This is a genomic window from Myroides sp. 1354 (genome assembly GCF_030324495.1).
Lineage (GTDB): Bacteria > Bacteroidota > Bacteroidia > Flavobacteriales > Flavobacteriaceae > Flavobacterium.
The window spans coordinates 12,430-36,346 of the sequence record NZ_JACAGN010000004.1; the positions used below are offsets into that span (position 1 = coordinate 12,430).

The window sequence follows — 23,917 nt, forward strand, 5'->3', positions numbered from 1 at the left end:
TTAGAAAACAGCAGAAACTCCTACTGATTTATTGACGCAAGTCAAGAAAAAACAAACAGGAGAATGATACCTTTGTCTCATGAATTTATATACCATATTAAAAAAAATAAAACCCTTTATACAGCCATATAGAGGATTAGTTATAGGAACGTTAGTATTAACAGCGATAGGCTCTATTGCCGTTCAGGTTAATGCTTTAGTACTGCGCTATTTGGTTGATGCCTTAACTGCAGTAGTAAACAAAGAACAAACACTACATTGGGGATTTCAGGTACTCTTGTGGAGTAGTGTCATTCTAATTGTCAAAGAAGTTGCCTTTAGCTGTGTACAATTCGGACAGCGTTATTTTGGAGAAAAACTGCGTATTTATACGTCCAGAGATATTTCTCAGTTGGTCGTAGAGCGCATTTTGACTTTTAAAATGGCTTTCTATACCTCAGAAGAAAATGACAGTGGGAAATTGCAAACGCGTATTGATCAGGGTATTAGTAGTATCACGCGTTTAGTTCAAAATTTCTTCATTGATATTTTACCGCTATTTGCCAATGCTTTTGTGGCTTTATTCTTTATTTATTCGGCTAATGTCTATATCGGCTTAGTGAGTACAGCGATGATTCCGCTATATTTCTATGTTAGCCAGAAACAAGCTAAAAAACTGAAGGGATTCAGAAGAAAAATGCGAAGTTATCGCGAGAACAAAAACAATGGAATTATTTCGTTAATTAACTCTATCACAGTGATTAAATCCTTTGTACGTGAACCTTTAGAGTCAAAAAAACACGAGGAAATCCAATACGATCTGACCGAAAATCAGTTGTATACGCGAAAAATGAGTTTTGTGTTTGATTCAGTAAAGAGTTTTATTGAGCAATTTGGTCTCGTGGTAATTATTCTTTTGACTACTTACTTTGTGTTAGAAGGACAGATGAGCGTAGGGATGATTATGTTTCACGTTTTGCTTTTCAATAACGTTACAGCGCCAATTCGCCAATTGCACCGTATCTATGATGATGTTAACGATGCAATGATTTACTCCGAAAGCTTCTTTGAAATTCTAGAAGCCAAAGAAGAGGAAGCATCAGGAAGCTATATTCCAACTAAAATAGAAGGTCGTATTGAATTGAAAAATGTATCTTTTAATTATCCCAATGGAACCAAAGCTTTGAAAGAAGTTTCTATGCTGATTGAACCCAATAAAACGACGGCTTTAGTGGGATTGAGTGGAGCGGGTAAAAGTACCGTTATCAATTTGTTGGATAAGTTTTATGAACCCAATCAAGGGCAAATTCTATTAGATGGAATCGATTTAAAAGAGTATGATACCAAAGAATTGCGTAAACACATCGGTTTAGTACTTCAAAAGAACCATATTTTTCAAGGGAGTATAGCAGAAAATATTCGCTATGGAGATGAAAATGCTACGTTAGAGCAAGTGATTGAAGCAGCTAAAAAAGCCTATATACACGAGCAAATTATGGATTTACCTCAAGGCTATGAAGCAGATGCTCGACTACTGTCCGGAGGGCAACAGCAGCGTATTGCTATTGCGCGTTTATTTTTAAAAGATCCGGCAATTATTTTCTTGGACGAACCAACGGCGAGTTTAGATGCCATTGCTACGGAACAAATTAAGCGCAGCTTGGATGCAATCAAAGAAAATAGAACAGTTATTATTGTTTCCCACAGTATTTCACAAATTATCGATGCCCATCATATTGTTGTGATGGAAAAAGGACAAGTAGTAGAAAGTGGGGTGCATGAAGCATTATATGAAAATAAATCGACGTATTACGATATATTCTCCGCTATGGCTAATAGTTTGAATCTTGAAAAAATCTCTCAAACACTGAGTTAGTTAACGGGTTATCAGTTAACGGTTTACTGAAAATAATCGGATATAAGAAAAGCTAATCCTTTGTAGGGTTAGCTTTTTTTGTTTGTTGTCCAGTGTTTGTTGAATATGAAACATTCTTAAATACGGTAACAGTTAACGGATTATAAATAGTTCGTTTTGGGTGAGTCCATTAAAAGCTTGTTTTTAATAGAGGTACTATGGACTCACCATGAAGGTACACTTGACTCATAGTAAAGATGACTACAATAAAGATTAACTGAGATTAGTTCCTGTTGTGATTGGTTGGCTGTAGTTGTTCATCGACAACCAACAAACAACAACCAACAAACAACTCACTCTTTTTTGACCTATATCAATGTTTTTCGATCTAGATAAGCTGAATTTTGTCTCAGTAAAAAAACATAAAATATGAATAGTAAATATTACAAGTACGTCAACACTTTATTTGTGGTAATCCCGATGACCTTAATTATGGCCTTTGTTGGATTGATTAGAAATTACGGTTTTCAAGAAGGATGGTTCTTTTTGTTTTTGAAAGCGTGGAGTGTGATGCTTCCCGTAGCCTATGCTTCTGCTTTCCTTATTATTCCAAGAGCAAGAAAATACGCAGAACAATTAATTAAAAAATAAAATGGAAGATAAATTACAAGAATTTGGAAAAAGCAGTCAAGAACGAGTAGAGCGAGCATTGAGTTTTCTAAAAGTAGGTAAAGGAGTTTTGTTGTTGGACGATAACGACAGAGAAAATGAAGCCGATGTGATTTTCTCTGCTCATTTGATGTCAGAACAAGACATGGCTTTATTGATTCGCTATTGTAGTGGTGTGATTTGCCTGTGTTTAACCAATGAAAAAGCAGATCATTTAGCTTTACCTTATATGGTAACAGAGAATACCAGTCAATTTCAAACCCCTTTTACCATAACGATTGAAGCAGCCAAAGGAGTTACAACAGGATTATCTGCAGCGGATCGTCTGACTACCGTTCGTGCAGCGAGCAATAAAAATGCTCTAGCAACAGATTTGTCAAGACCAGGTCATATTTTTCCGTTACGCGCTAAAAATGGAGGTGTTTTGGAGCGAAACGGACATACAGAAGGTAGTGTAGATTTGATGAAATTAGCAGGTTTACCACCAGAAGCTGTTTTATGTGAATTGATGAATGACGATGGAACCATGGCGCGACTGCCAGAAGCGATTGACTTCGCTTTGGAACACAAAATGACGGTGTTAACAATCGCAGATGTGGTGTATTATCGTACATTTGTTAGTGAAAAATAAGTGCAATGAAACAATTAATAGCCTATATTCAAGATCGAATTGACGTTACGGAAGCAGAGTTGGATCTAATCCTTTCATTTTTTAAATATGAAAAACTCAAGAAAGGCGCTCAGTTGAATGCGGGAATCGGACAAACCCAAAAGTTATATTTTGTTTGTCAGGGGTGCTTGCGCATTTTCTATATCAACGAAGCAGGTCAAGATACTACGCGTTTCTTTGCCTTTGAAAATCAATTCGCTACTACTTTAGTTAGTTTTATTCAAGGAAATAGCGCTGAAGAATATATGCAAGCACTAGAAGAAAGTGAAGTTTATGTAATTACACATCACCATTTTTACGAATTGTTAGAAGCGGTTCCTCAATGGGAAAAATTCTATAGAAAATACCTGGAATTTGCTTATATCAATAATACAAGTAGGTTATTTGCGATGGTGACCATGGATGCAGTTACCAGATATCAAGATTTGTTATATCAAAGCCCCCAAATCGTAAGGCGATTACCGAATAAAATTGTCGCTTCTTATTTGGGTGTTTCCCAAGAGACCTTGAGTCGAATTAAAGCAAAATAATTATTTTATACATTTAATTTCCAAGCTTACCATTGAGTCATCAGTGGTAAGCTTTTTTTTTATTCTCATTAAAAATATTGAAATAAAAAAATAAGCGCAAATAGCGAACTATTTTGAGAATTTTTTAAAAAAAGAGAATCAAAACTTTACAATTCCCATAAAGTACAGTTATTTATTTTAATTGTTAAAATTTACATTTTTTTAAAACTTTAAATGATAATAATTTCTTAAACTATTTTATGTAAAATATAAGATAAATCCTTTATATTTATTCCAATATTTTTAATATATGATATTTCTTTATTAAAAATAGCTGTATTATGTTTTTTATTTTAAAATTATATTCATTTTTCGTATGCTTTGTTTTTTAAGTTTTAAATGGAGTTATCTTGTGTAATTATGAAAAAATATAGAATGTAAGAAAAAAGAATATTTGTTAAAATAATAGTACGTGAATTAAAATAAATGATTTAAAATTTAACTAACAATCGCATATTGTAAAAATGGTGGTTTAGGATTTTTTTAAATAGAAAACTTTTATTTCAGTATAAAATGAAAATTATTGATTTTGAGTAAATTAAAAAAAGTAGAAGTACTTCTGAATTAAAAAAAAATAACATAAAATTTAAAAAGTATCTCATTTGGTATAATATTTGATTAATGTAATTATATTAGAAATAAAACAGCTTTTTAGTTGTTTTATTTCTGAAAATATATACATAATTGAAATAAATGGTAGTTTATGAAAAAAAATGTACTTTCAGTTGCGTTGTTGATGATGTCTGGTTTTACCTTCGCACAAGTAGGAATTGGAACAGCCAATCCAAATCCAGCTTCACTTTTGGATATTGAAGCAAAGCAAGGTAATTTTAAAGGTGTACTTATTCCGAGAATTCCTCTTATCTCTTTAGAGAATAATACGAATATGAATGGAGGAAAAACACCAAATAGCTTACTCGTTTTTAATACTACAAATACGGATGATTTAAAACCAGGTTATTACTATTGGTTTGAGAATCGTTGGGTTCGTCTAATCACTTCTACAGATGATTTTTTGAAAGATGTTGGGAAAAATGAAGAATTAGCAGTTAATCCTGTTGATGAAACGCTATTCTTACGCGATTCTAAAAATAATATAGTATCCGTGCCTTTGGCTGATGTCAATATCTTGACGACACTCGAATCTCATGGACAAGGAAAATATACGTATACTTCAGAAGATCAAACGCAAACAAGTATTGATGTTCCTGCAGATGTAATTCAGAATATCACTGCAATTCTGCAGAATGAAACGGTTATCAATGAGATTGTCCAAGCCATAACATTACATGCGAAAAGTATTAGTGGAGATGATATCATTGAAGTAAATGGTGGTGAAAAAGCGGTTTTAACTCAAACAACGTTAAAAGTAAAAGATAGTAGTATTACCACAGCCAAAATTAAACCAGGAAGTATCAAGCAATTATTAGTAACTGATGCTACTGGAGAAGTGAAGTGGGTTGCTGTAACAGATGACATTATCAAAGAAGCGGTACGTGCCAATGAGCGCATAACGGTTTTAGAAGATAATCAAAATGGAACATTCTCTTATTATAATGAAAATGCTATTGACCCTCAAACGGGAGTACCTATTCGCGATCGTGGAATCGTATTTGATGCCAATACGTTGAGAATTAAAGAAAGAGAAGGAATTGCAGAACGTGGTATTTACGATTTTTACGATGGAATGACTTCACTTGAAAATCCATTGATGACCATTAGTACGCGCGCAAATTCTATTTTTATAGACAACAGCAGTACCATTATTGAAGGAGATAACCTACAAAGTGTTATTGAAAATATCATCAATAAAATAGAGCTTGCTCAAACTAGACCTTCTCCTTTAACTGGGGATGGAATTTTAGTTAATGGAAATGCAAGTTTGGCTGGAGCTGTACTGAAAGATGTTCTGTTGACCATAGCTGATGGAGCAATTTCAGAACGCAAATTAGCTAATAATGCAGTTACAACTTATAAAATCAACGATAAAGCCGTTACTGCAGCTAAAATTGCACCAGGTTCGGATAAACATTTGTTGGTAACGAAAAATAATGAAGTACAGTGGATTCCAGTTACAGATGACATCATGAAGGAGATTGTTACGAAAAATGAAACCATTACGATTTTAGATCCTTCAGCCAACAATGGAACCTTTGTATACTATAACGAAGCTGATTTTGATGCAACAGGTACATTGATAGGACAGGGTGTATTGTTTGATGCTAATACGTTGACCATTGAAGATAATGGACAAGGGAAATATATTTTCCGTGATCAAAAAACGCAAACAGGAGCTCCTTTAGCGGAAATTGATATTGTGGGAACTGTAATTGAAAATATTACTGAAATCCTAGATAATCAAACTGTTGTTCAAGAAATTTATGAAAAAATTGCAGCTGAAGGAAAAGCATTAACCAATGAAGATGCTTCTATTTTAGTTGAAGGCGGTGATGCGGCAGTGTTGCATGCAACCAAGATATCAGTTGCTAATCAGGGAATTACACCAACTAAAATAGCCCCTGGAGGAGATAAATATATTTTAGTTACAAAAAATGGACAAGTAGAATGGGTACCAGCTACGGACCTAATTATCAAAGAAATTGTTGATCAGCATGAGAAGATTACGGTATTAACAGTAGATCAAAACCGTGGTACTTTTGTGTATTATAACGAAGAAAATGTAGATAGTAATGGTCAAATTACTGGTGCTGGGGTTGCCTTTGATGCCAATACATTGACTATCGGGGATAATGGTTCTGGGCAATACGTATTTCGAGATGGAAATACTAGAACTGGAGCCGCGTTAGCTGAAATTGATATTTTAGGTACTGTAATTGAAAATATTACAGAAATCTTAAGTAAAGAAGAAGTTCGAGAAGAGATTTTTGAGACTGTAGCGGCTCAAGGTAAAGATGTGATGTCTACGAATGGTTCTATTGCCATTGTGGGTGGTGAAAAAGCGGCACTAAAAGAGATGCAATTGACAATTGCTCCTGATGGAGTAACAACAATTACAATTGCTGCTGCGGCTGTAACCACAGATAAAATTGCTCCAGGAGCGAAAAAAGGACAGTTGTTAGTAACCAATGAAAATAGAGAAGTGCAATGGATGGATGCCTCTGATCCCGTAATCAAAGAGATCTTAAAAGGCAATCAAGCAGTGACCTATGTGGAAGATAATCAAGATGGAACATTTACGTACTTCAATGAAGCTTGTTTCGATAAAGATGGAAATTTAGTTTATCCAGAACATGCTATTACTTTTAATGCAAATACGCTACGAGTAGAAGAAGTGGCTGATAATCAAGGAAATGGAACGGGTGTGTTTCAGTTTTTTGATAAATCAAGTGATACTGATCCAATTAGTACAATTAATGTTACCGCTAGTGTAATTAGCAATATCGATCAAATTCTGCAAGACGTTCACGTTCAAAACTCCATTTATACTACGGTAGCAAACAAAGGAAAGTTACTACAAAGTACAGATGCTTCGTTAGCTATTACGGGAGGTGAAAAAGCAGTATTGGAAGGGGTTACTATTAATATTAAAGAGGAAGGAGTTCAAACCCAACACCTAGCGGATACTTCTGTTACAACGGCTAAGATTAATTCTGAAAGCGCTTTGAAAGGAACTTTACTCACTGCAGATGGTTTAGGAAAAGCGTATTTCCAACCTGCAGATGAGGCTGTTAGACCGGCTATGCAAGGAGATTTAGTAGGTGAAGCTGGAGTGATTAATATTTTAGGTGGTGGTGAGAATGTATTGTTTGGTGATCAAAATAAAAAGGTAACCATTGCCATTAACAAAGGTGGAGTAAAAGGCAAGCACATTGCTGCTGGAGCAGTTAAGAATATCAATATTGCCGATCAAACGATTGAAGCAACGAAACTTACTGCAGGAACTGGTGAGGCAAATCGCGTAGCCATGGCAAACGCGGCAGGGGAAGTGGTGTATCAAACTCTTTCTGCTGAAACCATGACGGAAAAAGGAGATATTACAACCGATCACATTATCACCGTATCAGATAACGGGGTTGGAAAAGTACTAGCCGATGTTACCATAGGTATCGCTAATAATTCCATTCCTGCAACAAAATTAAATGGAGGTGGTGCTAATGCTAATACAGTAGCAATGGTTGGAGCAAATGGCACAACGGTAACTTATGAACCAATTACACCTGCAAAAATTTCCAACAAAGGAAAAATCACAACCGATAATATTATTGTGGTTGATAATGGCGTAGACAAAGTATTGGGTGATTTAAAATTGAGTATTCAAAATCAAGGAATCACAACAACCCAATTGGCCAATGAAGCAGTTGGTACAGCACAAATAAAAAATCAATCCGTTACGATTGAGAAAATATCAGCTGAGGGAATTACAGCAGCGAGTATGCTTGTAACTCAAGGCAATGGCGTAGCGGAATGGGCAGAACTTGGAGATATTGTTAGTCAAACAGCAGGTGATTTAACAACAGATAGTATCATTCAAATCACTAGTGGTGATGGAGAAAAAGCCTTATTGAAAGATGTAACTTTAGGTATAGCGAATCAAAGTATCACCAGTGATAAATTAAGCTCAAAAATCAATGGTGTAAACAAGGGTGAAAATTATTTACTTGTAACAAACAATGCAGGAGGTTTTGATTATGTCCTAAAAGAAGCCGTACAAGCAGGTGGTGAAGATTTAGAACTGGGATCCGCTTTAGTATTTACAGAGGATACAACTGGATTGAATGCGGTGTTAGCTCCAACTAAAATTGATGTTGCTCCAGGTGGAATTGGAACAGACAAATTAGCAAATGGCGCTGTTACACCAGCAAAGATTACGGCTGAAAATGCAGCTGAAAATACAGTATTAACCGCTAATAACGATGGTACAGTGGCTTTTAAAGCCTTGAGTAATACCGCTTTTGAAGGACAAGGAGAAGACCTGACAACAGATGGATCAATTGTAGTAGCTGAAAATAACAAAGCCTTATTGGCAACGACAGCTATTTCCATTGCAGAAGCAGGCGTATCCAATAAACACATCCAAGATAAAGCAGTAACGCCAAGCAAAATTAACGCCAAGCAAAATTAACGCTATTGCAGGAACAGATAATGCTCCAACCGGAACGGTATTAACCGCTGATGGAAATGGAAATGCTATGTTCCAATCCTTTGAAGTATTGGCAACAACACAAGGAAAAGCTTTGTTAAGTGATCCTTCAATTTCAGTTTCACCAGCATCAAACAAAGCTGCTTTACAAGATCTTAGTATCAGTGTAACTAAAGGCGGTATTAAAAAAGAACATATCGCTACTCGCAATGTTACCTTAGATAAATTAAGTACAGATGATGCGGAATATGGATTGATTTTAGGTACCGATGGACAAGGCGGAGTTGAGTTAGTCAATATGGTGGATATGGTGGCCGAATCAGGTAAACGTCTAACAGGTGGTACGGGAATTTCCGTGACAGGTGTGAATGCTGGGCATGCTTTATTAGCAGAAGCAACGGTTAGTATTATCGATGAAGGAGTATCTGAAGCTAAATTAGGGGTGAATGCGGTAACGGAATTAAAAATTGCCGATAAAAATGTAACCGCAGCAAAATTGAGCTCTAAAGTAGGAAGCACGTTCACACGTAGTGGACATGTATTAACTTCTGATGGTAGAGGAGGAGTGTCTTTTGAAGCAGCAGCTGCAACAGAAGCAACGGGTAAAATTGACGGTGGAACTTCGCCAATTAGTGTGGTAAATGGAGATAATACCGTAGCACATGATGTCGAATTAAGCTTGAAACCAACTTCAATTGACGCATCTTATTTAGCCAATGGAGCAGTAACTACAAGCAAGATTGCAGAAGAAGCTGTAACGGCAACCAAAATTAAAACAGCCCAACTTCAAGATGGACACTTTACAACGGGAGCAGTAAAATCAAGAGCAATTGCTGATGGAGCAGTAATAGCAAGAACGATTGCCACTGGCGCTGTAGGTAATGCCGAACTAGCAACAAATGCAGTTACTGAAGAAAAAATAAAAACCAATGCTGTAACCTACGATAAAATTAAACCAGAGTCTATTTATGGCAATGTAGTAAAAGACAAAGGAATTACAGTAAGTAAAATTGATCCAGTAAATGCAACAACGGGACATGTCTTGACAGTGAAATCTAATGGAACAGTAGCATTTGAAGCACCAACTGGAGCAAGTATCACCAAAGGAAACTTAAATAGTAGTTCAACCATTGAAGTGACAAACGGAACAGAGGCTGTATTTAAAAATGTAGAGTTAAAAGTAAAAGGAGCATCAATCAAAAACGAACATATTGCTTACAATGCTATTGGATTCGAAGAACTAGAAGCAGATGCAATCTATGGTTCCGTAATTAAAGACGAAGGAGTATCCGCAGAAAAAATATCGTCCAAAGATGAAGATGACGATAACACACCTGCAGGATTTGTATTGACTTCAGATGGAACTGGAGGGGCTTCTTTCCAAAAAGCCGCGGGTGGAAATTCAGGATTTTTCTATTCCCCTTCTTTTGTGGTTGATGTGTATCCAGGTAGTCGAGGTGAAAAAAATGTGTATACTATTTACAAAGACCAATTCCAAGGAGCGATCTCTTCTCGTTCAGCAGCAAGTCTAACGATATATGAAGCGAATGAATTAGATTTCTTTATCCTGTATTATGATGAAGATGTATTTGAAAATGTATCTATTGGTCAAGATGGATTATTAAAGTATAGTGTTAAACGCGATGCAGAAGTAACTGCCGCTACTTTCTTCAATGTGGCCATGCAATTGAGATAAGACTAAATCAGAAGATTCCCTTCGTTTTTATGTATACTATAGAAACGAAGGAGTCTTAACTTTATGTAAGAAAAATATGAAATATACTATAGGAATATTACTTATTGGTTTATGGGCGTGTCAAGGGTTGTCAGCTCAAGAAATGAATAGAACATTTCCCTATCATGCCTCGTTGACTGGAACTTCTGCTCCCAATAATATTGTAGAACAAATTAAAAGTGGTGCACCAACAGGAAGCAATAGATATACCAGAGATGGGCTACAGTTGACTTATGATAATACCAAAAAAGCATTGAGCGGATTTTACCTCAAAGATTTAGAGGTACCAATGAATTATGCTATTGAAGTTGATTTTGAATTTGCAACATTGGATGGTAAAGAATACTATGGACATTATGGAGACGGAATTAGTCTTTTCTTATTTGATGCTAATGCTTCTTTTGATCTAGGAAGCTATGGTTCTGGACTAGGTTATGCGTACAACAGCTCAACAGGAAGTAGACAAGCGGGATTGAATGGTGCCTATTTAGGGGTAAGTTTAGATGTATATGGTGATTCAAGGGAAAGAATGAATTCGGTTAACAATAAGCGAGAAGGAATATCAGGTATTACTTTTCAACGAGAAGATAGTCATATAACGATTCGAGGTGGACAACATCAAAATGATCGATACAAAGGGTATCCTGTCATTTATACCCAACAAACAAATTGGGGAAATCAATCCAACGCTAATGCTGCTACTGCGAAGCTGGACTTTAATACAGGTGAATATGAAGAAGATTCTTATGCGCCAAGTTTACCCCATTTGCGAACGGAGTATGCTAACACATTGAGATTTTATAGGTTTAATTTTGTTTACAACCCCATTCACAGCGAATATGATGAAAGAGGAACTATGTTGCAATTCTATTTAAGAAATGATAGTGGAGTGATTCACGGAGGAAATTCAGAAGCTCTTTTCCTTCAAACTGAATTTCGTACCAAAGATGAAAATGGAAGTTTGTATACGTTTAAAGGAAAGAATATCGATTCATATAAAATTGGAATTGCTGGAACAACGGGAGATGCCACCGAAACTCATCTAGTCAAGAATGTTAATGTCCGATTGACTCATGCACCTGAAACCAAAGACAAGAAGGTACTTCTTTGCCTAACGGATGGAGGAGATGATCGCACGCGTTGGGCTAAATTAGAAAAACCATTTGACGGTTCTACGTTTTATGTTGGAGATCCTGGAGATCCTGGACGTCCTAAATCTGGAAATACGTACAATCACATTGATTTTGAATCGGTTCGTTTAGAAGATAAATATGGTTATCCTTTAAATTATAGGACAGAGGAACACACAACAACTTGGAGTCAAATTTACGATGAACCAGGGGTTGGTGAGTGGGATTTAACCTACAATGAATTTAGTGCTACTTTGTATTTCACACCTGCGAATCGAATCATGGAGGAAGGCGATTATGATGTTTATATTTCGGCAAAAAGTGTAGAAAAAAACGATGGCAGTCCTTTTGCATATGAAGATTATCGAAGTAGACCAACTAAGATAACGGTTCAAGCAAGGCATTGTAAATCGGTTGTCAATCCGAGTATGCCCATTCGAGTGGTAGAAGAAGAAGATTAAAAACAGAAAAAAAAGTAGTATGATCATTTCATACTACTTTTTTTTTATGGAACTTATCTTGACTTTTTTTAACCAATTAGAAAAAGTCAAAATGAGTTCTGGATACAATAAATTAAAAGTTTACTCTTCTAAACCATTTTCTTTTAACAAAGCCTCTGCCTTAGTTAAATCATTTTCCTCAACCAATACGTGAACGGCCTTGCCTAAAGTTCCATATCCTGCACTGCGTCCTGCTTCAATATCATCACGGATAATATAAGCTATGTTGTTTTCTTCTAATAAGTTGCGTACGGCTAAAACCATCACTTCACTACCTGCGAATAATTTCTTGTGATTCATATCCTTCTATTTTTACTTAAAAGTACACTTTTTAAATGGAAAAAAAGAAAGTATACCTATCTTTTTTAACAAACTTTTCGCTTGAAGTACCCTATTTTGGTGAGAAAGTTCTATTTTTACTTGATACAAGAACATCGCTATGTACAACCTCAAAATAGATTATGCAGAGGGAGCTCACCCTGCAATTTTAGATCAATTACTCGAAACAAACTTTATACAACAAAACGGATACGGCTTGGATGAATATACCGTACAAGCAAAGGCAATTTTACGTGCAAAAATGAACCAAGCGAAAGCTGAGATTTTCTTTGTATCAGGGGGAACGCAAGCCAATCTATTGGTGATTTCCTTTTTATTGCGACCGCATGAGGCTGTAATTAGTGCCAATACAGGGCATATTTATGCCAATGAAACAGGAGCAATTGAAGCAACAGGACACAAAGTAATTCCCATTGAAAGTAAAGACGGAAAGCTAACTCCAACGCAAATCAAGCAAACCCTAGCGACATTTCAACTGCGTCCTCATGTCGTAAAACCAAAAGTAGTTTATATTTCCAATACTACCGAAATCGGAACTGTATACACAGAAAGAGAACTACAAGACTTGTCTGCGCTTTGTAAAGCTGAAGGACTTCTCCTATTTATGGATGGTGCGCGTTTAGGTCATGCCCTGACAGCGCCAAATAACGATCTAAGTTTGGAGCGAATTGCGGAACTAGTTGACGTTTTCTATATTGGAGCAACTAAAAATGGCGCTTTATTTGGTGAAGCTATCATTTTTCCTAACCCACAATTGGCACTTGATTTTGATTATAACCTCAAACAAAAAGGTGCTCTTTTTGCAAAGGGAAGAGTATTAGGCATTCAATTCTTAGCACTGTTTGAAGAAGATTTATATTTTAAATTAGCTAAAGACGCTAATGAAATGGCTATGAAACTAGCCCAAGCATTCGAAGAGAAAGGCTATTCTTTTTTAGTTGAACCTTCTAGCAATCAAATCTTTCCGATTCTACCTATAGCATTGATTCAACGCCTACAAGAAAAATTCGATTTCTACGTATGGAAATCTATCAATGCAGAATATGCCGCGGTGCGTTTAATTACTTCTTGGACAACAGATGATTTAATGCTAGATGTTTTCATCGCTATGCTAAATGAATAACTAAAATGGAACACGTATTTATTACCGATTTAGATGGAACTCTACTCAATAATCAGGGCTATTTAAGCTATGATAGCGAACAAATACTCAACGAAATTAGTGTATCAACTCCTCACAAAATAGCGTTTGCCACAGCAAGAGGATTGACTAGTGCAGCTAAAGTGATACAGCATGTCGATTGGAATTTTCCCGTAATTTTAAACAATGGAGCCGTTATTTACGATTGGCCAACTCAACGCGTATTAGAAATTAAGGGAATTGAATCTCCACTTGTTCAATTGGCATTGGAATTGGCAACAGTCAAAGGCCTTTCGCCTTTGATTTTTACGTTAAATGAGCAGTTTGAAGAAGGGATTTTTTATCAGACTAATCCCAGTGCCGGATTACAGTATTTCATACAACTAAGACCCAATGACCCTCGTTTTATAGAAGTACCCGATTTAAAATTACAAACTTTAACTTGGAATACACAAGCTTTGGTGATGATGTTTATTGGCGACTATGATACCTTAGTGCCCTTAAAGTTGTATTTACAAGAACACTATAATGAAAATCTTAAGTGCTTATTGATGCAAGATCAATACATTCCCAATCACTTTGTATTAGAAGTGTCTAACGCTAATGCAACCAAAGAGAAAGCGATTGCGTATTTACAAGAACAATATAATATTAAAGGAGAACAATTGCATCTATTCGGGGATAATCTAAATGATCAAGGCATGCTGAAATTGGAAGCCAATACCTATGCTGTAGGTAATGCACATCCTGAAATTTTACAGTTGGCGCAGCATAGGATTCCAACAAACGAACAAGATGGAGTAGCTCAGACCATTAAACTCCTTGTAAATCAAATACTATAGAAAAAAGAGATAGACCGCTTGTGCACACAAAAGGAAATTATAGTATTCCCTATTTTTTTTATACCTTCGGCTTTTCTTTTTCCAATCCTATATTGGAGGCAGAAAATCAAGTAAACCAACAATAAAAACTAAAAACATAAATTCATGAAATTAGCTAGTATTAACAATGGCACAAGAGATGGTCAATTAGTCGTTGTTTCAAAAGACTTGTCAAAAGCAGTTGTAGTAACTGAAATTGCAGCTACAATGCAAGCAGCATTAGATCAATGGGCAACCAATGAACCACTTTTAAAAGAAGTGTATGACAACTTAAACGCAGGAAAGCTATCTAATACCATCGATTTTACAACAGCTAAAATAATGGCACCAATTCCACGTGCATACCACTGGGCGGATGGAAGTGCTTATGTAACACACGTTGAATTAGTTCGCAAAGCTAGAAACGCAGAATTACCAGAGTCATTCTGGACAGATCCATTGATGTATATGGGAGCATCTGATGCATTTATTGGTGCAACAGATGATATCTTAATCGAAAAAGAAGAGTGGGGAATTGACTTCGAATCAGAAGTAGCCGTTATTACTGATGACGTACCTCCAGGAGTAGATGCTCAAACTGCTTTGAAACACATTAAATTGGTTACGATTTTAAATGATGTTTCGTTGAGAAACTTAATCCCTGCAGAATTGGGTAAACAATTCGGATTCTATCAATCAAAACCATGGACTACTTTTGCTCCTGTAATGGTTACGTTAGATGAACTAGGAGAGGATTGGAAAGAAGGAAAATTGCATTTACCACTTCACTCAACGTTGAATGGTATTTTAGTAGGATCGCCAAATGCTGGAGTCGATATGACATTCAACTTCGGACAATTAGTAGCACACGCAGCTAAAACACGTTCGTTAATGGCTGGAACAGTAATCGGATCAGGAACAGTAGCTAACCAAGGTAGCCCATCTGGATCAAGCTGTTTAGCAGAAGTACGATGCCTTGAAACCATTAAAGATGGTAAGCCATCAACACCATTCATGCAATTCGGAGACCGCATCGAAATTGAAATGATGGATAAAGAAGGAAAAAGTATCTTTGGAAGAATCAACCAAGTAGTAAAAGAATACAAAAAATAAGAGTAAAAAAGGAGCGAATTTTCGCTCCTTTTTTTATGGGGAAAGGTTATCAGTTATCAGTTAATTTTCTGATTTAAGGATATATTTTCTTTAATCGATAATCTGGCAAAAAAGCAACTTGCAAAAAAGCGAAAAAGCAAATCTAAAGGTTATCGGTTATCAGAAATCAGTTTTTCTTTAATAGAGAATTTCTTCCACAAACAACGCACACCAAACACCAAACAACGCACACCAAACACCAAACAACGCATACCAAACACCAAACAACGCACACCAAACACCAAACAACGAACAACAATCAACTGAGCTCCCTATATCCACGTTTGAGTGTTTGTATTTTTCCGTTTCAGTTTGTTTTTTTAAAGCCATACTCAAAATAGCAGTACTATTGTACTAGGTTAAAACTTGTGAAGGAAAAAAAGTGAACGCCTATTTTTAGTAGAATATCTTTTTTGATATAAAATGGTTGAGTTAAAATTTTATTCGATATTCTTACCCTATAGAACGTTTATTTTCTTTTACTAGGTTAGTAATTGATAAGGTGAATGAGAAGAACAAACTTGTAATGAGTTTGTTCTTTTTTTATGCATTCATTTTTAGATATGGAGCGCTATTAGCCATGAAGCAGCGATTATATATTTTATATAAAGCTTAAAATATATTGTATATTTGTTAGATGAGTGATAAGAACTTATATATAATCGCTGGTTGTAATGGAGCAGGTAAGACTACTGCCTCCTTTTCTTTACTACCTGAAATTTTAGATTGTAAGGAATTTGTAAATGCAGATGAAATTGCTAAGGGTTTGTCACCTTTTCAACCAGATAAAGTCGCTGTTGAGGCAGGTCGAATTATGTTGAATAGAATAAATGATTTATTTAAGAGTCAAAAAAACTTTGCTTTTGAAACGACTTTGGCTACAAAAATATATAGAAACAAGATACTTAATGCAAAGGAAATGGGGTATCATTCAACCTTGTTGTTTTTTTGGTTAAGTAATATGGAATTAGCAAAGGAGAGAGTTAGAACAAGAGTTCTCGAAGGAGGGCATAATATAGCTGAAAATGTTATTGAGAGAAGATATTTAAATGGAATAAAAAACTTGTTTGAGATCTATTTAGACCTTGTAGATGAGGCTTTTATTTTTGACAATTCTCAGGGTGCTCCCATTTTAGTAGCAGAGAAAGTGTTTGGAAAGCAACTTAAGATTTTGGATAAACAGAGATTTAATGAATTAAAACGATATGTATGAAAACAGAGGCAAGAAATATAAAAAAAGCAAAGATTTTATCTGGACTTGAGCACGCATACAAAAAAATGATCGAGTTTAAGAAAGAAAAAAATAGTGAAATTGTCATTATTAAAGATCATAAAATAGTATATGTTAAACCTGAATCTATAGTTTTGAATGAGTTAGAAGAGGAAAATAAATAGAGTCATTAAAAATAAATAGAAGAACAAACTTATTATGAGTTTGTTCTTTTTTTTTAATTCAATTTTTCATCACTTATTTCGTTTTTCGTCTCTCCTAACTATTTTGTATTTTTGAGCAGATAAAAGACAAACACAATGAAACTCATATTTGCTTCAAACAACAAGAACAAGATTCAAGAAATCAAAAACCAAGTACCAGCATCAATAGAAATATTGAGTTTAGAAGATATAGGATGCATGGTAGATATACCCGAAACTGCGGATACTATCGAAGGAAATGCTTTATTAAAAGCTGATTATATCAAAAGACACTATGGATTTAATTGCTTTGCGGATGATTCAGGATTAGAAGTTGATGCGTTGCATGGAGCACCAGGTGTATATTCTGCAAGATACGCTGGAGAAGATAAAAACGATCAAGCAAACAATGCAAAATTGTTAAGTGAATTAGCTGATAAAACAGATAGAAAGGCTAATTTCAAGACCGTGATTGCGTTACATTACAATGGAGAACAACACTTGTTTACAGGTATTATTAAAGGAGAAATTCTAACAGCAGAACAAGGAGAGGGCGGATTCGGTTATGATCCTTTATTTCAAGCCGAAGGGATGACCCAATCCTTTGCAGAATTGAGCATACAGCAAAAAAATGCAGTAAGCCATAGAGGAAGGGCAGTAAGTCAACTCGTTGATTTCTTGAAAGACAAAGAAGAATAAAAGAAATAAAATATAAGAGCTTTCTATAAAATGAATTTTTTTTGTGTATAGCAATTATTAATGTTGTATGAATCAATTGATTAATTGCGTTTGTTTCTCTTTTTTCCTCGGGAAATCTCCTTAATAGAGTCTAAAAATAAGGAATAAAGACAGAAAGTTAAATCGAAAAAAGTTTTGTAGTCTGCAAGAATACTATAAATTTGACTAATTTTGCAATCGTTTAAATCAATAAAGATACAAAGGAACAACTATGATACTATCAATTGTTGGTTATGGAGATCCTGTCTTGCGTAAAGTAGGAGAAAACATAACAAAAGATTACCCCAATTTAGATGAATTAATTGCTAATATGTACGATACGATGTATTCAGCTAGTGGAGTAGGTTTAGCAGCTCCTCAAGTGGGATTACCAATTCGTTTATTTGTAGTTGATTGTGCGCCATTTGCAGAAATTGATGACAATACTCCGGAAGAAAAAGAGTTTTTAACGAACTATAAGAGAACGTTTATCAACGCTAAGATTATTAAAGAAGAAGGGGAAGAGTGGTCGTTTAATGAAGGGTGTTTAAGTATTCCAGATGTACACGAACCGGTGATTCGAAAAGAACAGATTACCATCGAATACTGCGATGAGAATTTTGTAAGTTATACCGAAACAATCAACGGATTAGCAGCACGTGTGATTCAACACGAGTACGATCACATTGAGGGAATTCTGTTTACAGACAAATTATCAAGCCTAAAAAAGAAATTAATCGCCAAGCGATTAAAGAATATTATGGAAGGTAAAGTGTTTACAGACTATAAAATGAGATTTGCCACTAAAAAAGGTAGATAAAAAATTGGAAATTAAGAAGTAATTAAGATATTTGTTACAAAAGAAAAATTTTAGAAAATGAGTTTAGAAAAAGTATTAGCTATTTCTGGTAAACCAGGATTATTTGAGTTAATTGTTCAAACACGCACAGGATTTATTGCAGAATCATTAGCTGACGGGAAAAGAAGTACAGTAGGATTAAAAAACAACGTTAGTTTATTATCTGAAATCTCAATATACACGCACGAAGGAGAAATTAAACTTTTTGACGTATTCAAAAATATTGCGGCAAAAGAAAATAATGGAGAGGCTATTTCTCACAAAGTTTCTGATCCAGAATTAGTGGCTTATTTCCAAGAAGTATTGCCTAACTACGATTCAGAGCGCGTATACAATTCAGATATTAAAAAAGTAATTAACTGGTATAATATCGTACAAAAAAGAGGATTAATTCAAGAAGCTTTCCAAGAAGCTGTTGAAGAAAACAAATAAGAAAAAAGAATAGATAAAAAGCTCGTTATACAACGAGCTTTTTTATTTTTACAAGAACTAATACAAATGCTATGCATACACAACAAGAAAAATTAGAAGCAGTTGGGCGATTGTTAACTATCATGGATGAATTGAGAGTACAATGTCCTTGGGATAAAAAACAAACGTTTGAATCTTTGCGTTCCTTAACGATTGAAGAAGTTTATGAGTTAGCAGATAGTATTTCGATCGGCGATGCAAGAGAAATGCAAGGTGAGCTTGGTGATTTGTTGATGCATATTGTTTTCTACGCTAAAATTGGAAGTGAAAAAGGCTTGTTTGATGTAAAAACTATAGCAGATGGTATTTGCGATAAATTGATTTACAGACATCCTCATATTTACGGTGATACGCAAGTAGCAAACGAACAAGAAGTACTTCAAAATTGGGAACAACTTAAATTAAAAGCAGGTAGAAAATCTGTATTAGAAGGTGTTCCAACTAGTTTGCCCGCTATTATTAAAGCCTTACGCATGCAAGAAAAAGCAAGCGGTATTGGTTTCGATTGGAGTAATAAAACGGATGTTTGGGCAAAAGTAGAAGAAGAAATTCAAGAGTTTAAAGCAGAAGAGGAAGTAGGGAATAAAGAATTAATGGAAAAAGAATTTGGCGATATACTCTTCTCTTTGGTTAATTATGCCCGTTTTGTCGGTATAGATCCAGAACATGCCTTAAGTCAGACCAACCAAAAGTTTATGACGCGTTTTCAAACAATGGAAACACTCATTCGAGAAGAAAGTAAGGATTTACCTCAAATGAATCTAGAAGAAATGGATGTATATTGGGAGAAAGCAAAAAAAATGACGCAAAAATAAAAAATACAGTATGAAAAAGAAAAACCTTCGTTGGACAAGATGGATCTTGGGAACCATCATCGTCTTGTGTTCCTTTGTTTCCTACGGACAACGCATTCAACAGGATATTTTTGACGACTTAGTTTATAAAGCAGATCACTATAAGGCGAAGCTAAAGAAAAATATCTTTGATGATTTGACCTTTACAGACTCCAATAACAACTCCCTTACGTTTAATAAAGCTTATTTGGAAAAGAAAATGGGACCGAATTACAATGAGGTTGATGTTAAATCCATGTTTTTTCAAGATTTAGTGATGGATTATATGCAAATCAGTGGATATGAGGCGAATTATACCATTGATATACTAGGAAAATTGACGATTACAGATAATCAAGGTAAAAAATTAACTGCCAAAGAAGATATCTTCGGTGCACTTCAGATTAAAAGTGAAACAAAGAAAAATAATTGGAATATCACAACAACATTATCTGGAGATTTAGAATACAAAGGAGCGAACCAATCTGCTACATTAACAAAAAATACTGCGGGAAATAGAGTATATATCGATAGTAATAAGACAAAGATAGAATTACCTATAGGTGTTTGGGAAAGCTTAGTAAAGAAGCATAAAACTGAATATCACGCATTTGCCTCTATCATAGAACAATTTCTAGTGCAAATAATGTAATGTAAGTGTTGATTATTCGTTGTTTTAAAGTGAAATTTCTTTACAATTTGTTAAAGTAAAGATTGTATTCTCGTTTTGAAGGTTTTGTTTGAATAATTCGTGAAAACGATTGTAAGATTTTGACATTCAAAAAATTTGAGCTACTTTGCAGACCAAAATAAAACGAAAGTTCCCCACTTCAAGAAGACGTCTTTTTCGATAAAAGGATTTTGAAGGGATCTTAAAAATAAACAACAACATTAGTTGGAAATCAAATAAGACAAGTAGCCACGTCTAGATTTTATGGTAAAAAAAGCCAACTCATTGAGTTGGCTTTTTCAGTTTTTGGGAAAGTGTGAATCTAAGTAAGGGCGTCCATGTATCAATTTAAAATTCAACTACCACTTATAGTTAAAAGATAACGTTGCAATACGGCTATCCAAATCGTATTTCTGTTTTAGTTTTGAATCAAAATTATCACCTATAATTGTAAAGTTATTGGTCTTTAATACATCAGTTAAAGCAAATTTTATACTGCCCTTATCATTGAATACACTTTTTGAAGCACCCAGTGATAAATCAAAGTAAGCGTCTCTTTTATATAAGCCAATGTTGGATTTTGAATAATATTGAGCATTGATTTCCGCTTTGATTCCTTTGGAAAACGTAAAACTATTTTGGGCGTTCAGCGTATAAGCAACTTGCTTGCTGTCAATCACTGTTTCTTGATAAGTCCCTTTGTATCGGTTGTTGAATAGATTAAGCAAAGTACTTAAACTCCAAAAATCAGTAGGATTAATTGTGGCTGTAAGTGATGCTCCATAATGATAAGATTTACTTAAGTTTTCTAAGGTCTTAACCATAATAGTTTGATTCTCCTCATAGCTATAAACTTGCGTCATGACATCCTGAGTTTGGCTATAGTAAAGGGTACCAATTAAATACTTACTCCAGCTGTAACCCAATTCAGTTGCATGTGTAATTTCAGGTCGTAGATGCACATTTCCTTGCCAATAGTTGAATGGATCATTGTAAAATCGGAAAGGATTGAGATCAAAATGACTAGGTCTGTTAATGCGTTTGCTATACGAAGCATAAAATTGATGGGCTTGATCCGTTTCATATTTTATGGAAGCACTGGGAAAGAATTTATTGTAATCTGTTTGGTGTTTTTCTGCTGTCGTTTTTTGATGAATCGTACGGTCTGTGTATTCATTGCGCACTCCCATCTGGAATTCCCAATGATCTAAACTCACTTTGTAATTAGCGTAAGCAGCATGTATATGTTCTTTATACTCGTAGTGATTTGTTGTTACAGGATCTATAACCCACTGATTGTTTTCCTCTACTTCATATACAGAAGGGTTGTCGTTGGATTTAACCGTGGATTTCCAACCCGTCTCTAAGGTGTGATTCTCCCAAAGAGGAATCGTAAAATCAAACTTCCCATTAAAAACACGCAAAGTGGAGGGGATTTTTCCTCTTCGATTAGCATAAGCATCCGACGAAGTTACAAGTGTTTCTTGTAATTGTGTTTGAAGCGATCTAAACTTAGATTGCTCGTATTCTATATCAAAATCCAAACGCGTTCCCTCTTCTGCGAACTGATGTGTTCCATGTACACTATAGGTATAGTCGTACCAATGTTCATCGTTGTAGTTATCTGTGGCAATGGAGGAAGATAAGGTTGAAACTGGGGCGTAAACCTCGCTAATTCCTTTGGATTTATTTTCATAACGACCTATTTTAGCATCCAATAAAAATCCAAGAGAAGTTCTCGTGTTAAATTGATAATCCGTTCCCCATTTAAAATTGTTAGATGTTAAGGGCTCACTAGTTTTATATCGCTGAGAAGTATGTCGAAGAGGAATAAAAGTTGAAGAATCGAAAAAGTCCTGATTAAAAGTTTTGCGTTCTTCTTCTCCTCTAAAGGTGTAGCTATAGTCAGTAAAAGTACTCCATCCTTTGTGATTGTAATTGATGTTAAGCCCAATATTCATGCGGTTTTTTCGCCCACGTCCTACACTTGTATATACACTGCCATTTAATCCCTCAAGCACGCTTTTCTTCAATACAATGTTGATAATACCCGCATTACCTGTGGCATCGTATTTGGCTGAGGGATTGGCAATGATTTCAATATTTTTAACTGCACTAGAGGTAGTCGATCGCAAGAGATTGGCTAATTCTTTTGAAGATAAAGAACTGAGTTTTCCGTTAATCATTACACTCACTCCTTTTTTTCCTCTAAGGGATAATTCTCCTTCTTGAGAGACCACCACACCAGGTGTGCGACCGAGTACTTCTAGGATAGTGCTTCCTTCAGATAGGGCACTATGCTCAACGTTAAATACCATTTTATCTGCCTTTTGCTGAAAAGTAGGTTTGTTGACGCGGATCACAACTTCTCCAAGATCAGTCGGTAATCCTTGATAAAGACTATCTAAGTGAACTTCTGTCTGTGCAAAAAGTGATAAACTACAGCAAGATATAAGAACAATATAAATGCGATTCATAAATAATAGGGGTTGATTTAAAGTCTTTAATTTCTTATTTAGACTTATTAAAAATAAAATAGATTGAACGCAAATATAGAATTATTTAGAATCATTTTAAGTAAATAACTTAATTTTTTATAAGTAATTGATTTTTAGTTGTAAAGTAAAATTATTTGAAAGAAAAGAGAAGGAATAAGTGAACAAATAGTTTCAGAATGCTAGATAAAAAGGAACAAATGAAGGAAAATGATTGGGCTAACTAAAAAAAAAGTAATTTTACTATTCACAAAAAATTAAATTAAAATGACACATTTAAAAGTTGGTGATCAAGCGCCAAATTTTGTTGGTATAGATCAAGCAGGAGTAAAGCATCAGTTGAGTGATTATAAAGGAAAAAAACTAGTGGTCTTTTTTTACCCTAAAGCAAGTACACCAGGTTGCACTTGGGAAGCGTGTAACTTAAGGGATAATTATCAGGAATTGAAAGATCAAGGTTTTGAATTACTAGGAGTAAGTGCTGATTCTGCAGCAAGACAACAGAAGTTTATCGATAAAAATAAGTTGCCTTTTCCTTTATTAGCAGATGAGAGTAAAGAAGTATTAAACGCATTTGGCGTTTGGGGACCTAAAAAATTCATGGGAAGAACCTATGATGGGATTCATCGTATGACTTTTGTAATCAATGAAGAAGGAGTATTGACTCAGATTATTGAAAAAGTCAAAACCAAAGATCACGCAGCTCAAATTTTAGCTTCTTAAGCTTTAGGGCGTATTAGGCGCTCTTTATTTTTTTGG

At 35.0% G+C, this 23,917-nt stretch carries 21 protein-coding genes; 18 read left to right on the forward strand and 3 right to left on the reverse strand.

What is annotated here, in order from left to right:
• Positions 1–79: 79 nt before the first annotated feature.
• The 7 genes from HX004_RS05720 to HX004_RS05750 all read left to right on the forward strand — a co-directional run bounded on the left by HX004_RS05720 (position 80) and on the right by HX004_RS05750 (position 12,169).
• A complete protein-coding gene (locus HX004_RS05720) occupies positions 80–1,855 on the forward strand; it encodes an ABC transporter ATP-binding protein (protein WP_286441381.1) in 1,776 nt (591 codons plus the stop codon).
• A 408-nt stretch (positions 1,856–2,263) separates the two neighbouring features.
• Positions 2,264–2,485 carry a DUF2798 domain-containing protein gene (locus tag HX004_RS05725; RefSeq protein ID WP_286441382.1) on the forward strand — a complete coding sequence of 74 codons (222 nt, stop codon included), beginning with the start codon at positions 2,264–2,266 and terminating at the stop codon, positions 2,483–2,485.
• A 1-nt stretch (position 2,486) separates the two neighbouring features.
• Positions 2,487–3,134, forward strand: coding sequence for a 3,4-dihydroxy-2-butanone-4-phosphate synthase (gene ribB / locus HX004_RS05730; RefSeq protein WP_286441383.1), 648 nt, complete (start codon positions 2,487–2,489; stop codon positions 3,132–3,134).
• A gap of 5 nt (positions 3,135–3,139) precedes the next feature.
• Positions 3,140–3,703, forward strand: a complete 564-nt coding sequence (locus tag HX004_RS05735) for a Crp/Fnr family transcriptional regulator (RefSeq protein ID WP_286441384.1) — start codon at positions 3,140–3,142, stop codon at positions 3,701–3,703.
• A 742-nt stretch (positions 3,704–4,445) separates the two neighbouring features.
• Positions 4,446–8,825, forward strand: coding sequence for a phage tail-like protein (locus tag HX004_RS05740; RefSeq protein WP_286441386.1), 4,380 nt, complete (start codon positions 4,446–4,448; stop codon positions 8,823–8,825).
• 67 nt (positions 8,826–8,892) lie between these two features.
• On the forward strand, positions 8,893–10,539 hold the full coding sequence (locus HX004_RS05745; protein WP_286441387.1) for a hypothetical protein: 1,647 nt from the start codon (positions 8,893–8,895) through the stop codon (positions 10,537–10,539).
• A 76-nt stretch (positions 10,540–10,615) separates the two neighbouring features.
• Entirely contained in the window at positions 10,616–12,169 is a 1,554-nt protein-coding gene (locus HX004_RS05750) for an L-type lectin family protein (protein ID WP_286441388.1), read from the forward strand.
• Between the two features lie 120 nt (positions 12,170–12,289).
• On the opposite strand, the gene HX004_RS05755 is transcribed toward HX004_RS05750, so the two are convergent.
• The gene (locus HX004_RS05755) at positions 12,290–12,508 is read right to left on the reverse strand and encodes a putative signal transducing protein (protein ID WP_286441389.1); all 219 of its coding nucleotides are present in this window, start codon (positions 12,506–12,508) and stop codon (positions 12,290–12,292) included.
• Positions 12,509–12,647: 139 nt separating this feature from the next.
• Here HX004_RS05755 and HX004_RS05760 point away from each other — a divergent pair, with 139 nt between their 5' ends.
• The 3 genes from HX004_RS05760 (at position 12,648) to HX004_RS05770 (ending at position 15,661) form a co-directional block, all read left to right on the forward strand.
• Positions 12,648–13,670: a threonine aldolase family protein gene (locus HX004_RS05760; RefSeq protein ID WP_286441390.1), complete on the forward strand. Its 1,023-nt coding sequence runs from the start codon at positions 12,648–12,650 to the stop codon at positions 13,668–13,670.
• 5 nt (positions 13,671–13,675) lie between these two features.
• The gene (locus tag HX004_RS05765) at positions 13,676–14,530 is read left to right on the forward strand and encodes an HAD hydrolase family protein (RefSeq protein ID WP_286441391.1); all 855 of its coding nucleotides are present in this window, start codon (positions 13,676–13,678) and stop codon (positions 14,528–14,530) included.
• A gap of 144 nt (positions 14,531–14,674) precedes the next feature.
• Positions 14,675–15,661, forward strand: coding sequence for a fumarylacetoacetate hydrolase family protein (locus tag HX004_RS05770; RefSeq protein WP_286441392.1), 987 nt, complete (start codon positions 14,675–14,677; stop codon positions 15,659–15,661).
• Between the two features lie 177 nt (positions 15,662–15,838).
• On the opposite strand, the gene HX004_RS05775 is transcribed toward HX004_RS05770, so the two are convergent.
• Complete coding sequence (locus HX004_RS05775; RefSeq protein ID WP_286441393.1) at positions 15,839–16,030, reverse strand: hypothetical protein; 192 nt, start codon at positions 16,028–16,030, stop codon at positions 15,839–15,841.
• 307 nt (positions 16,031–16,337) lie between these two features.
• Between HX004_RS05775 and HX004_RS05780 the strand changes: the two genes are divergently transcribed.
• From HX004_RS05780 to HX004_RS05810, 7 genes are all read left to right on the forward strand, one after another.
• Positions 16,338–16,913, forward strand: coding sequence for an ATPase (locus HX004_RS05780; RefSeq protein WP_286441394.1), 576 nt, complete (start codon positions 16,338–16,340; stop codon positions 16,911–16,913).
• Entirely contained in the window at positions 16,910–17,095 is a 186-nt protein-coding gene (locus HX004_RS05785) for a hypothetical protein (protein ID WP_286441395.1), read from the forward strand. The genes HX004_RS05780 and HX004_RS05785 overlap by 4 nt, the downstream gene beginning before the upstream one ends.
• A gap of 135 nt (positions 17,096–17,230) precedes the next feature.
• Positions 17,231–17,812: a non-canonical purine NTP diphosphatase gene (locus HX004_RS05790; RefSeq protein ID WP_286441396.1), complete on the forward strand. Its 582-nt coding sequence runs from the start codon at positions 17,231–17,233 to the stop codon at positions 17,810–17,812.
• 250 nt (positions 17,813–18,062) lie between these two features.
• Positions 18,063–18,650, forward strand: a complete 588-nt coding sequence (def, locus tag HX004_RS05795; protein WP_286441397.1) for a peptide deformylase — start codon at positions 18,063–18,065, stop codon at positions 18,648–18,650.
• Between the two features lie 57 nt (positions 18,651–18,707).
• Complete coding sequence (locus tag HX004_RS05800; protein WP_286441398.1) at positions 18,708–19,121, forward strand: DUF5606 family protein; 414 nt, start codon at positions 18,708–18,710, stop codon at positions 19,119–19,121.
• Positions 19,122–19,192: 71 nt separating this feature from the next.
• Positions 19,193–19,975 (forward strand): nucleoside triphosphate pyrophosphohydrolase, encoded by a 783-nt coding sequence (gene mazG / locus HX004_RS05805; protein WP_286441399.1) that lies wholly within the window; start codon positions 19,193–19,195, stop codon positions 19,973–19,975.
• A gap of 10 nt (positions 19,976–19,985) precedes the next feature.
• Entirely contained in the window at positions 19,986–20,645 is a 660-nt protein-coding gene (locus HX004_RS05810) for a hypothetical protein (RefSeq protein ID WP_286441400.1), read from the forward strand.
• Positions 20,646–21,022: 377 nt separating this feature from the next.
• Here the strand turns inward: HX004_RS05810 and HX004_RS05815 are convergent, their stop codons facing one another.
• Positions 21,023–23,140: a TonB-dependent receptor domain-containing protein gene (locus tag HX004_RS05815; protein WP_286441401.1), complete on the reverse strand. Its 2,118-nt coding sequence runs from the start codon at positions 23,138–23,140 to the stop codon at positions 21,023–21,025.
• 285 nt (positions 23,141–23,425) lie between these two features.
• Here HX004_RS05815 and bcp point away from each other — a divergent pair, with 285 nt between their 5' ends.
• Positions 23,426–23,881 carry a thioredoxin-dependent thiol peroxidase gene (gene bcp, locus HX004_RS05820; protein WP_286441402.1) on the forward strand — a complete coding sequence of 152 codons (456 nt, stop codon included), beginning with the start codon at positions 23,426–23,428 and terminating at the stop codon, positions 23,879–23,881.
• Positions 23,882–23,917: the final 36 nt, after the last annotated feature.